General features: G+C 42.7%; 11 protein-coding genes. 8 read left to right on the forward strand and 3 right to left on the reverse strand.

All coding sequences use genetic code 11. The features are described 5' to 3' along the window. Positions 1 to 27 precede the first annotated feature (27 nt). The gene (locus ENLAB_RS15105) at positions 28 to 1,779 is read left to right on the forward strand and encodes an ABC transporter ATP-binding protein (RefSeq protein ID WP_244351866.1); all 1,752 of its coding nucleotides are present in this window, start codon (positions 28 to 30) and stop codon (positions 1,777 to 1,779) included. Next, complete coding sequence (locus ENLAB_RS15110) at positions 1,766 to 3,547, forward strand: ABC transporter ATP-binding protein (protein WP_077452509.1); 1,782 nt, start codon at positions 1,766 to 1,768, stop codon at positions 3,545 to 3,547. Before ENLAB_RS15105 ends, ENLAB_RS15110 begins: the two co-directional genes overlap by 14 nt. Before the next feature lie 75 nt (positions 3,548 to 3,622). Here ENLAB_RS15110 and ENLAB_RS15115 read toward each other — a convergent pair whose 3' ends face one another. Beyond that, positions 3,623 to 4,264: a copper homeostasis protein CutC gene (locus ENLAB_RS15115; protein WP_016621321.1), complete on the reverse strand. Its 642-nt coding sequence runs from the start codon at positions 4,262 to 4,264 to the stop codon at positions 3,623 to 3,625. A 102-nt stretch (positions 4,265 to 4,366) separates the two neighbouring features. Between ENLAB_RS15115 and ENLAB_RS15120 the strand changes: the two genes are divergently transcribed. From ENLAB_RS15120 to ENLAB_RS15140, 5 genes are all read left to right on the forward strand, one after another. Beyond that, on the forward strand, positions 4,367 to 5,209 hold the full coding sequence (locus ENLAB_RS15120) for a methyltransferase domain-containing protein (RefSeq protein ID WP_244351868.1): 843 nt from the start codon (positions 4,367 to 4,369) through the stop codon (positions 5,207 to 5,209). 352 nt (positions 5,210 to 5,561) lie between these two features. Beyond that, positions 5,562 to 6,065: a tRNA (uridine(34)/cytosine(34)/5-carboxymethylaminomethyluridine(34)-2'-O)-methyltransferase TrmL gene (gene trmL / locus ENLAB_RS15125; protein WP_244351870.1), complete on the forward strand. Its 504-nt coding sequence runs from the start codon at positions 5,562 to 5,564 to the stop codon at positions 6,063 to 6,065. A gap of 17 nt (positions 6,066 to 6,082) precedes the next feature. Next, on the forward strand, positions 6,083 to 6,736 hold the full coding sequence (locus ENLAB_RS15130) for a histidine phosphatase family protein (RefSeq protein WP_086292693.1): 654 nt from the start codon (positions 6,083 to 6,085) through the stop codon (positions 6,734 to 6,736). A gap of 20 nt (positions 6,737 to 6,756) precedes the next feature. Further along, positions 6,757 to 9,411 (forward strand): SF1B family DNA helicase RecD2, encoded by a 2,655-nt coding sequence (gene recD2, locus ENLAB_RS15135; protein WP_200125154.1) that lies wholly within the window; start codon positions 6,757 to 6,759, stop codon positions 9,409 to 9,411. A 101-nt stretch (positions 9,412 to 9,512) separates the two neighbouring features. Further along, the gene (locus ENLAB_RS15140) at positions 9,513 to 9,740 is read left to right on the forward strand and encodes a cold-shock protein (protein ID WP_244351872.1); all 228 of its coding nucleotides are present in this window, start codon (positions 9,513 to 9,515) and stop codon (positions 9,738 to 9,740) included. Between the two features lie 104 nt (positions 9,741 to 9,844). Here the strand turns inward: ENLAB_RS15140 and ENLAB_RS15145 are convergent, their stop codons facing one another. Together ENLAB_RS15145 and ENLAB_RS15150 are read right to left on the reverse strand one after the other, a co-directional pair. Continuing rightward, positions 9,845 to 10,468 (reverse strand): response regulator transcription factor, encoded by a 624-nt coding sequence (locus ENLAB_RS15145; protein ID WP_077452502.1) that lies wholly within the window; start codon positions 10,466 to 10,468, stop codon positions 9,845 to 9,847. Then, complete coding sequence (locus ENLAB_RS15150; protein ID WP_439711702.1) at positions 10,465 to 11,574, reverse strand: sensor histidine kinase; 1,110 nt, start codon at positions 11,572 to 11,574, stop codon at positions 10,465 to 10,467. Before ENLAB_RS15150 ends, ENLAB_RS15145 begins: the two co-directional genes overlap by 4 nt. Positions 11,575 to 11,660: 86 nt before the next feature. On the opposite strand from ENLAB_RS15150, the gene ENLAB_RS15155 reads away from it, so the two are divergent. Further along, positions 11,661 to 12,593, forward strand: a complete 933-nt coding sequence (locus tag ENLAB_RS15155; protein ID WP_077452500.1) for an ABC transporter ATP-binding protein — start codon at positions 11,661 to 11,663, stop codon at positions 12,591 to 12,593. The last annotated feature ends 4 nt before the right edge of the window (positions 12,594 to 12,597 follow it).

Here is a 12,597-nt window from a genome sequence, read left to right on the forward strand (position 1 = left end):
AAGCTTAACAACGAGAGGGGGAATTAGATGAGTAATACACAATGGATCTGGCGCTATGCCAAAAAGAACCGCGGAAAAATCATATTGGCGATCCTATTTTTAGTGATCAATGCAGCGCTGATCATTGTTAATCCGTACTTGGGAGGAATGGTGATCGACGATGTCATCAATCAGCAAAAAACGCACTTATTGATTCCATTACTGTTGATCATGATTGCGACGACCGTCATTCGCACCATTGTCCGCTATAGTTATCAGATTTTATTTGAACGGGTCGGACAAAATACGCTATACGATTTACGGGAAGATTTGTATCAGAAACTGCAAGAATTGGATTTCGACTTTTTCAATCACACTCGTGTGGGAGATATTATGGCACGAATGACAGGGGATACCGATGCCATTCGCCACTTTGTTTCTTGGGTGACCTATAATATCGCTGAATGTATCTTATGGTTCTTTTCAGCGGTGGTGGTGATGAGCTTTATTGATTGGAAATTGATGCTGGCACTGGTGGCTGTCACACCGATCATTTTTCTGTTGACCAACCGCATGTCTAAAAAGGCACACCCATTGTTTTTTGACATTCGTGAGAGCTTTTCTCGCTTGAACTCAATGGTAGAAGAAAATATTGGCGGCAATCGGGTCGTAAAAGCCTTCGCTCGTGAAAATTTTGAGATCGAAAAATTTCGCTCCTACAACGAAGATTTTAAGACCCGCAACATGGCATCTGCCAAAGTTTCCCGTACCTATCTGCCCTGGCTTGATGGCTTAGCAGGAAGTTTGTCAGTCATTGCCTTAGTTTTAGGCGGAATTTTCGTAATCAATGGGGACATGACCTTAGGAGATCTTGTTGCGTTTAATGGTTATCTATGGATGTTGAACAACCCCATGCGTATGAGTGGCTGGTTGATCAACGATGTTCAGCGATTTTCTGCGGCCTGTATCAAAATTCGACAAATGCTGGCACAAGAATCGAAAATACCGGTTCACCAACAAGAAAAATTAGAACCGATCAAAGGATTTGTGGAATTTAAAGATGTCTCTTTCCATTTTTCAGATGATCCAGAGCAAAATGTACTGGAGAACATCAACTTCAAGATTGGGCCGGGACAAACGTTAGGGATCTTAGGCGAAACCGGCTCTGGAAAAACGACGTTAGTAAATTTAGTTGGACGTTTTTATGATCCGACTGAAGGGGAAGTATTGATTGATGGAAAAAATGCCAAAGAGTATCCTGTGCGTCAAATGCGTGAAAATATTTCGATGGTGATGCAAGATGTCTTCTTGTTTTCTAATACTATCTCTGACAATATTGCTTTTGGAAATCCTTTAGCAGATGAAGGCTTTATTCGCCAAATGGCCGTAGTCGCCGATGCAGATACCTTTATTTCTCGAATGCCTCAAGGCTACGAGACGATTGTCGGTGAACGAGGCGTCGGACTTTCTGGCGGACAAAAACAACGGATCTCCCTTGCGCGGGCCTTAGCCAAAGATCCATCGATCTTAATTTTGGATGACACGACGTCTGCCGTCGATATGGAGACAGAATCGAAGATCCAACAAGAGCTGACAAAATTAACAGGAGAGAAAACGACGTTTATCGTTGCCCATCGGATCTCCTCTGTTCGAGAAGCCGATCAGATTTTGATGATGGAAAAAGGTCGGGTTGTTGAACAAGGCACCCACGAAGAACTCGTCAAACTGCGAGGGAAGTACTATGAAGTGTATCAAAAACAATTAGGCTTGTCAGGAGGTGAAGACGATGGCGAGAAATAAATTTGATGTGGATGAGGAATTAGACCAGGAATTTAGCTGGAAGGATTTTAAGCGTTTGTCACAATACGTAGTTCCCTATAAAAAAAGTATTGGGAAAGTACTATTTACGATCATCCTGGCAAACTTAGCAGGAATGCTGGCGCCTGTTTTCACGAAGATCGCCATCGACTCATCGATTCCTGAGAAAAATGTCAATCAATTGCTGCTTTTAGGAGCTGCCTTTCTAGTGACCTTGATCGTTATCGGTGTCTGCATGCGTTATCGTATTTACCATATCACGAATATTGGGCAAGACGTATTGAAGGATATGCGCTTTGATATTTTTGAACATCTGCAGCGGCTGCCGTTTTCTTATTTCGATACAAGGCCCCATGGCAAGATCTTGATCCGCATCGTAAACTACATCAATACACTGAGTGACCTGTTGAGTAATGGACTAATCAATTTGATTTCCGATGTTTTCAACGTCATCATCACCTTGATTTTTATGTTTGCGATCGACTTCAAATTGACCCTGTATTCCCTTGCGTTGCTGCCAATCTTGTTCATCATGGTGATGGTAATCAAAAATAACCAGCGCAAAGCTTATCAGGTGTTGAGTAATAAACAGTCCAATTTAAATGCCTACATTCATGAAAGTATTGCCGGCATCAAGATCACCCAATCCTTCGCACGGGAAGAAGAAAATGCAGAGATTTTCCAAGAAGTCAGCAATGATTATCGGACTTCCTGGATGAAAGCTGTCAAAATTCAGTTTCTCATGTGGCCTGGGGTGCAAAACATTTCAGTCATTACAACTTGTTTGATTTATTTTGTCGGCATTCGCCAAATCGGTGTCGATGTCAGCACAGGTACTCTGATCGCTTTTATCAGTTATATCAATAATTTCTGGAATCCAGTCATCAATATCGGGAATTTTTATAATTCTTTGATTACAGCAACAGCCTATCTTGAACGGATTTTTGAAACGATGGATGAAGTCCCAGATATCGAAGACAAACCAGATGCAAAAGTATTGCCGACAATGAAAGGGACCGTTGATTTTGAACACGTGACCTTCCGATACGAAGAAGGCAAAAACATTCTTTCTGATGTCAATTTCCACATCGAACCCGGGGAAAGCATTGCCTTGGTTGGCCCTACTGGTGCAGGGAAGACCACGATCATCAATTTGCTGAGCCGCTTTTATGATGTCAATGAAGGCAGTGTTAAAGTAGATGGGATGGACGTTCGTGACGTGACGCTGGAATCCCTGCGCTCACAGATGGGGGTCATGCTGCAAGATACCTTTATTTTCTCAGGAACGATCATAGAAAATATTCGCTATGGAAAATTAGACGCGACAGAAGAAGAGATCATTGAAGCAGCGAAGATCGTCCGTGCTCACGACTTTATCACGGAGTTGAAAGACGGCTATCAAACCGTCGTCGAAGAACGAGGAAGTACTTTATCTGCGGGGCAACGGCAACTGATTTCCTTTGCCCGAGCGTTGTTGGCTGATCCAAAAATCTTGATCTTAGATGAGGCTACTTCTAGTATTGATACTAAGACAGAAGAATTGCTGCAAGAAGGACTGTTGAAGCTGTTAGAAGGCAGAACTTCATTCATCATCGCTCACCGGCTGTCCACAATCAAAAATTCTGATCGAATCTTTTACGTGGCAGGGGGCACGATTGCTGAATCTGGTAACCATGATCAGCTAATGGCACAAAAAGGCTTGTACCATCATTTGTATCAATCACAATACGACTTACTGCAAGCCATATAAAAAGAATCCCCACAAACGATGCGTTCTCATCGTTTGTGGGGATTTCTTTGCGTGATTCTTTTGTGTCACGCAAGCTCAATCATTAAGGTCGACGATTCTGGTCCCATGAACTTCTTTTACACCTAATGTATCAGCAACATGTTGGGCATTTTCAAAGGAAATGCCACCGCCAGGTAAAATCGTTAAACGCTCACCAGCATAGGCGATCAATTCTTTCAGATGATCGAAGTTGTCTTCAATCGGAGTCCCTGCAGCACCACCATGGGTCAAAATCCGCTGTACGCCATGCTCAGCTAACCAATCGATCGCTTTAAATTGGCGCGCTGCAGGAATCGCGTCGAAGGCCATGTGAAAAGTAACCTGCAAGCCTTCTGCGGTTTCTAACAATAGCTCCAATGCTTCTTCGTCTAACCAGCCGCTAGGAGTTAAGCAACCTAGAACAACGCCGTCTGTTCCTAGCTTTTTTGCTTCGATCAAGTCAGTGTGCATGATTTTCAACTCAGTGTCATTGTAAACAAAATCACCGCCTCGAGGTCGGATGATCGTCATAACGGGAATTCCTTTTTCACCAGCATATTGCAAAACTTCTTCTTGCACACCAGTACTTGGCGTTGTTCCGCCGACCGCTAAATTATCACAGAGTTCAATCCGCTGTGCCCCTCGGGCGATTGCTAAGGGAATATTGGTATAATTTTCTGCACAAAATTCTTTTAACATGATTTACCTCCAATAGATGGTTGTTCAGTTGATTTGTTATTCTATCCACTAGCATTCTACCACAAGAATATGCTAAAGTAGAGCAGAGATGAGGGAAGTTGAATGTTAAAAAAAATCGATCGCGGGCGCCTTTTTTTAAACGCCCATTATCACTTATTTGAATGTCCATTGTGCCGCCAAGCATTTTTCCCGACCGAAAATGGCTTGGTTTGTCCAAATCGTCATCGATTTGACTTATCAAAGAAAGGCACACTTTTCTTTTTGGATCATCAAGTCAAAGCAGATTATGATCAAGCACTGTTTCTGCCGCGTCAACGTATGATCGCTAGCGGCATGTATGCACCAGTCATTGAATGCATCAAAGCAGTTTTGGGGGATGCTAAGCATCTTTTAGATGTCGGCTGCGGCGAAGGCAGTTTTCTGGCTCAGCTGGTCAATGAAAAGACCCATGCGGCTGTCGGCTTTGATATCGCCAAAGACGGAGTTTATCTAGCAACCAATCAAAACGTACCGGCTTTTTGGTGTGTGGCGGATCTGACCAACTTGCCGTTTGCTGAAGCGAGCTTTGATACGATTTTCAATCTATTTTCGCCGTCAAATTATGGGGAGTTCAATCGTATTTTGAAAAAGGGTGGACAGTTGATCAAAGTCGTCCCTGCGGCGGATTATTTAAAAGAATTGCGGGCTGCTTTTTATCCGAATGATGAAGCGAAACAGCAATACTCAAATGAACGGGTCGTCACTAAATTTCTTGAACATTACCCTGACGCCTCCCGTCAAAGAGTGACACATGTTTTTACGATCCCTGAAGAAAATCGCCAAGATTTACTTGCCATGTCCCCGTTAGAGTGGGGGGCTTCGGAGGAACGCAAAGAAAAGCTCCGGCAAGCTCCTTTGAGACAGATCACTGTTGATGTTGAGGTGTTGATTGCGAAAATTTCCTGAAAATATTTTGAACTTTTTTGTTATTTACTCTTGCAATCATGCCATGGGAGTGATATATTGTTCTCAAGTCATTTTTCATTGGTTTTTATCAGGTTCCTGTTCTGATAAAAGTTAGTGAAAAGAGCTTCACTAACGTAACGACTCGCAGTGATCGACACCGAGTTGGTACGTTTTTTTTATGCCCAAAATTCTACACAAAAAAGGTCGTTTCTAAAAAACAAGTGTGCCAAAATATGGTACTATAGAAGTTATTGAAGAATCTATTGAGAATCAATTGTAAAACGCAAGATACAGAGACACAAAGGAAAGCGAGAACCGATCGGTAGTATCCGAGCGAAAGGAGTTTTTATCTATGAATCACATCGTTCTTTTTGAACCTCAGATCCCGGCCAATACGGGAAATATTGCACGGACGTGCGCAGCAACAAATACTCATTTACACTTAATCGAGCCTTTAGGCTTTTCAACGGCTGACAAGCAATTAAAACGAGCTGGGCTTGATTATTGGCATGATGTCAATATTACCTATCATAAAGATTTAGCTGCTTTTATGGACTTTTTAGGGGAGCGTCCGTTGTATCTGATTTCGAAATTTGCCAATCGCGTGTATTCTGACGTCGATTACACCGCAGATGATGATCAGTTCTTCATTTTCGGGAAAGAAACGACGGGGCTTCCAGAAAGTTTTATGCGTGAGCATGCCGAAAAATGTTTGCGGATCCCAATGAATGATGAGCATGTTCGTTCCCTTAACCTATCAAATACGGCTGCTTTGATCATTTATGAAGTTTTGCGACAGCAAGGCTTCCCAGAATTGGAATTGACGCATCATTATGAGAACGACAAATTAGACTAAGAAGCGAGGCTTTTTCGATGCAATTATACTTTACCCGTCACGGAAAAACAGAGTGGAACCAAGCACGCCGCTTTCAAGGAATGCTGGGGGATTCGCCGTTATTGCCAGAAAGTTATGACGAAATCAAATTACTCGGTGATTATCTGGCAGCTATTCCTTTTGAGAAGATTTACTCAAGTACATCTTTGCGAGCAAAAGTGACTGCCCAAGAGATCCAAGCAAGACTCCAACACCCAGTTGAAATCATTTATAATGAGAATCTGCGAGAAATCGGACTCGGTGAATTGGAAGGTCAGTCCATCGATGAAATGCATGAGAAGTATCCCCAACAACTGACTGATCTGCGTAATCACTTGGATCGTTACGATCCAAGTGCCTTTAAAGGTGAGCCGATCCAAGAAACATTGAGCCGGATCGAGACCGTCGTCATGGATGCGGTGATGCAGCATGAAGGCCCATTATTGTTCGTCGGGCATGGCGCATCCTTTACGGCTGCTATTCAGTGGCTTGCAGGCAAACCATTAGCCGAATTAAGAGAGCAAGGTGGATTAGTCAATAACAGCGTTAGCTTATTAGAGACGAATGAACAAAAAGTATTGCCTTTTGAACTAAAACTTTGGAATGAAGCAAGCTTTTTAAGCAATCAGGCAGGATTAGACGCTTTGTTGTAAACCATGAAAGGAGCGGCACCATGATTCCAGAAAGAACGTTTTTTGTCGGCCATGTTGCCGCCATCTTTTTCCAGAATCCCAGCAATTTTTATAAAGTACTATTAGTTAAAGTCACTGAGAATAATGCCGACTACAAAGACTCGGAGATCGTCGTTACTGGTAGTTTCGGCGAAATCCAAGAAGAGGAAAAGTATCGGTTTTTTGGTGAGCTGGTCAATCATCCCAAGTATGGTGTCCAGTTGAAGGCCGAAAGCTACCAACAAGAACAACCGACCTCTGAACAAGGGTTGATCGCCTATCTTTCTGGAGAAAAATTTCCGGGGATCGGCAAGAAGACCGCTGAAAAAATCGTTGACCTTTTAGGAGAAGAAGCGATCGACCGGATGCTGGAAGAACCAACATTGTTGGAGCAGATTCCAGGATTGAATGAAAGTAAGCAAAAAATGATTTTAGATACTGTACGGCAAAATCATGGGATGGATCAAGTGATCGTTGGCTTGAGCCGCTATGGTTTTGGTAGTCAGCTTTCTTTTGCAATCTATCAAGCCTACAAAAATGAAGCATTATCAATTATCGAAGAAAATCCTTACCAGTTGGTGGAAGACATTGAAGGCATTGGCTTTAAACGCGCAGATGGCATCGCTGAGCAGCTAGGGATCGAAGCTTCGTCGCCGCAACGGTTTCGAGCGGCGGTCTTGCATCAGATCTTTGCGCAATCCTTGCAGACAGGCAATACCTTTATCCATGCCCAAGACTTGTTAGAGCAGACACTGCGTTTATTAGAAACAAGTCGTCCTATTGAGATTGCGCCAGACGACCTGGCATCAACGATCATTCAATTAGTGGAAGAAGGAAAAATCCAGCAAGAAGAAACTCGTTTGTACGAAAACAGTCTGTACTTTTCTGAATGGGGAATCGCTAGTTCCATCGAACGCTTGCTTTCCCGCAAAAAAGAAATCGTCTATCCTGAGAAAACAATCAGCAAAACGCTGCGAAAAATTGAGAAGCATTTAGGTATCACCTATGGGTCTTCGCAAGAAGAAGCAATCAAAGAAGCCATTCGTTCGCCATTGTTTATTTTGACAGGTGGTCCGGGTACCGGGAAAACGACGGTAATCAATGGGATCGTACAATTGTTTGCTGAGTTGAACGATCTGGACTTAGAGCCATCAAAATACAGTGAAGAAACCTTTCCGATTCTCTTGGCAGCACCGACTGGTCGAGCCGCCAAACGGATGAATGAAACGACAGGTTTGCCAAGCGGGACGATCCATCGTTTGTTAGGCTTGAACGGACGTGAAAAAGCGCCATCGATTAGCCCGAAAGAATTAGAAGGCGGCTTATTGATCGTCGATGAGATGTCTATGGTCGATACATGGTTGGCGAATACGCTCTTTAAGTCAATCCCTACAAACATGCAAGTGATTTTTGTGGGGGATAAAGATCAGCTTCCTTCTGTGGGACCAGGACAAGTCCTTCATGACTTGCTAGCGATCGATGCGATCCCGAAACAAGAATTGACGGAAATCTATCGTCAAGGAGATGGATCAAGCATCATTCCACTGGCTCATGCCATCAAAAACGGACAGCTGCCTGCTGATTTTACACAAAACCAAAAAGATCGCTCCTTCTTTGCGTGTGATGCTTACAAAATCGAACCGTTGATCGCTCAGATCGTGAAACGGGCAAAAGACAAAGGCTACACGCCGCAAGATATTCAAGTGTTGGCACCGATGTATCGTGGGGCAGCCGGGATCGATGCTCTGAATAAAATGATGCAAGAGATTTTTAACCCCAATGATGGGACAAAAAAAGAGGTGACCTTCAATGATACGGTGTATCGTATCGGTGATAAGGTTTTGCAGTTGGTAAACTCACCAGAAGATAACGTGTTTAATGGCGATATGGGCCAAATCGTTGGGATCACTCTAGCCAAACAGTCGGAAGACAAGGTTGACGAACTGGTCATTCAGTTTGATGCCAATGAAGTGACCTATAAGCGGAATGAATGGAATAAGATCACATTATCTTACTGTTGTTCGATCCATAAATCTCAAGGTAGTGAATTTCAAATGGTTATTTTGCCGATGGTTCATCAATACCAACGTATGCTGCAACGCAATCTGCTTTATACTGCTGTGACCCGCAGCAAAGAAATGCTGATTTTACTTGGTGAACCGCAAGCCTACCAAACTTGTGTCAGCCACGAATCTGCTACTCGCTTAACGACATTAAAAGAACGTATCAATGGTACGGAAAAAATGACGCCGCTACAACGAGCAAAATTGGCCCAATTTGAAGAAGCGGATGATCCGTTTTATGATGATTCCTCTGAAAACAGGAAAGTAAAAACGTCATCGACGAAGTTACAGGACCAATCCAGTGCGGAAGCTGCTGCGAACCAGCAAGTTGCTGAAAAGACCTCTGATAGTGGGCTGGACTTGTTTGCTTTTGCTGAGACTGAGCCGTCGACATCAAATCAGACAGAAATTGCAAAGCCTCTGTCAGGGGGAAAAGACCTAAGTGAAGGGACTATGGGGGAAGAAGCACTCATCGAAGAAACGTCGAACGATGGTGTATTGACCTTAACGATGGTCAAAAAGCATTTAGTGGATCCAATGATTGGCATGAAGGACTGTTCTCCATACGACTTTATGCCCGCAAAAAACGGCTGATTGAAAGATGAGAAAATACTAAAAAAGGTACCTTAGTGAGCGCTTTCTTTTGGTTTTTTAGCTTCTTATGCTAAGCTAAAATCAAAAGGAGGCGTTACGTTATGACGAAAGAAACCGAAGATAAATTAGCAAAATTAGCAAAAGAATCTGGCAACGACTTTAAGAAACTAGATGAGATGGAAAAAGAATTTAAACTAGATGAAAGTCCCGATGCAGAACGAGGCGAGCGGGATGAATCAGGGTTAGAAAAAACGTTAGAAAAGGCGCCGATTTTCCCGCCTAACACACCGAACAATCCAACGAAACCCGGCAGTCCCGGAAATCCATAGCTTGTCCACTAAAAACTACGACAGTCGGATAATCGAGTAGAAAACAAAAAACCTGAAGAATGCAGCTTCGCATTCTTCAGGCTTTTTTTTGCAATCGATGAGACTTACTGTAAATGCTGATAAAAATAGATTGCTAATTGCGTGCGATCCCGCAATTCCAGTTTTTCCAGTAATTGACTGATGTAATTACGGACAGTACCATCACTCAAGTACAAAGCATCTGCAATTTCTTTATTGTTTTTTCCAGCGGCTACTTCTTTGATGATCGCAAATTCACGTTCGCTAAAAGAAGCTTGATTGTGAATTGATGGTTCGTTCTTCATTAGCTGCGTGAAGGTCTCAACGATTTCATTCCCGAAGACAACTTGGCCATTATAAGCGGCTTTGACAGAAGGGATGATCGCTTGTAAATTCTGCTTGATCAAATAACCTTTCACACCGATGGAAAAGGCTTCGCGAATGTATTCTTCATCTTTGAAGGTAGTCAATAGCAAAAGGATCGCTTGGGGAAATTTAGCCAATATTTCTTTGGCAGCATCGATCCCCGTTTGTTCCGGCATGCGGATGTCCGTCAGCAAAACGTCAGGATGATAGGTTTCATATAATTCCAGTGCGTCTTTGGCACAATGGCCGATTCCTAATACACGAATCTCTTCTGTGTTTTCTAAAATGGTTTGCAAAGATGTGGTCACAAACGGATCATCGTCAATAATAACTACAGTAATCATTGGTGTTCCTCCTTTGGTAAAATGATCGTCAGTTGAAAGCGTTGGTTTTCTTGTAAAATATGAACTTGTCCTTGTTGTTCTTGGACCCGTTGACGCATCGTTTTCAGACCGATTCCAGTGTCTGGATTTTGAGGTGTGCGGACGCCATCATTCGTGATTTGCAAGCGAAAAAATGCAGGCAGCGTTCGAAAATGCAACACGAGGGTTTTCGCGTGACTATGTTTGATACTGTTGGTTAAGGCTTCTTTGATGACCATTAGGAAACAGTTTTGCTGTGCTTCATTCAACCCTTCAAATAGGTTTCCTTCAATCGTGACAGGTGATGGAAAATCAGCAATTAGAAACTCTAAGGATTGCTGGAAAGAAATTGATGTCTCGTGGAGATCGTGAACACTTTGTCGAATGCGATCCATCCCTGTATGAACGGTAGCACTTAAATTTGCTAGGGGGTCATTTAGTTTTGGCTCTTGATTGATCATTTCAAGCGCGCCAATCTGTAAAATGGCACTCGACAGTAGATGGCCGACATTGTCATGGATATCGCGAGCAATTCGATTTCGTTCTTCGGCAATTTGCAAGGCTAACTTTGTTTCTTGTGATAGGGCTAGCGCTTTGTTTTGCTGCGATAACTGTTGCTGCTTTTCCCAATGGGTATCTTTTGAATCGATGTACTTTTTCTCAAGATCAGACATTCGCTGATCTTTTTTGCGTAAGTAAAAAGCAAAGAGCAACAAAAGGATGACAAAAGCGAGATCCGTGAGAGAATGATGGACAACCGTTGCGATCAATAAAAATCCTAATAAAAATAGAACATCATCTTTACTATCTTCCGGAGCGATCACCCGCATCAATCCAGGCAGAAAGAGGGCAAACTCTGGCCAAAACGTACATAGAAGCAACAGAATAACTTGAAAAAACCAGTTTGCTATTCTAGGCAGTAAATAACTGACGCCAGTAAATATAACGGCGATCAGTAGATAGATGACCTGCACAGCAACAAAACCTTGATTTACCAATAAAAGTAATGAGACGGCGAGTAGAAAGCCAGCTTCGCTGAGTAGTCGAGATTTAGACATGATAAACTCCTTCATTGTGACAAATGTCATGCTTAGTTTAGCCAATCGTCACTAGTTTCTTTCCTTGAAGTTTATTATAGTCAGATTAACAAGAAATTTGGAAGGAGTTTTTCATCGTGATTATCGAAATTGATAAATTAGTTAAACGCTATGGTGATTTTGTGGCATTGAATCATTTTGATCTGCAAGTACAAGAAGGAGAGGTTTTAGGATTATTGGGACCAAACGGCAGCGGGAAATCGACCGCCATCAACTGTATGCTCTCTTTGTTAAACTATGACAAAGGCACCATCAAACTTTTTGGATCAATCATGACGCCTGAAAATTATGCCGTTAAAGCAATGATCGGGGTCGTTCCTCAAGATGTTGCCGTCTTTGAAGAACTTAGTGTGCAAGAAAATATCGATTATTTTTGCGGGTTATATGTTGCTGACAAAGAGAAACGACAAGGATTGATCGAAGAAGTGATTCAATTAGTGGGTTTGGAAAATTTCGTGACCTTTCATCCAGGAGAGCTGAGCGGTGGCTTGAAACGGCGGTTGAATATCGCCTGCGGGATCGCACATAAACCACGTTTGATTTTTTTGGATGAACCAACAGTAGCTGTCGATCCCCAAAGTCGTAATAAAATTTTGGAAAGCATCAAAGAGCTAAATCGCCAAGGAGCAACGATCGTTTACACGACCCATTACATGGAAGAAGTGGAAATTCTGTGTGACCAGATCGTGATTATGGATCAGGGACAGGTGATTGCCAAAGGGACTAAGGAATCTCTGAAAGACATGGTACGCACGGCAGATCGTTTGACCATCGACATCCCCTTATTGCCTGACCACGTGTTGGTAGCGATTCAGAACACCAATACTGCTAACGGAATCGTTTACAAAGACGGACAGCTCCAAGTAACAACAACGGAACTCAATACGGTCTTGTTACCCATTTTGACACTCTTACAAGCAGAGAAAATCAGTTACGGAAAAATTGCAACCAAAGAAGCGACCTTAAATGATGTCTTTTTAGAGATCACGGGCAAGGAATTGAGAGACTGAGGAG

Origin of the sequence: Enterococcus innesii, from assembly GCF_022846515.1 — a bacterium.
Classification (GTDB): domain Bacteria; phylum Bacillota; class Bacilli; order Lactobacillales; family Enterococcaceae; genus Enterococcus_D; species Enterococcus_D innesii.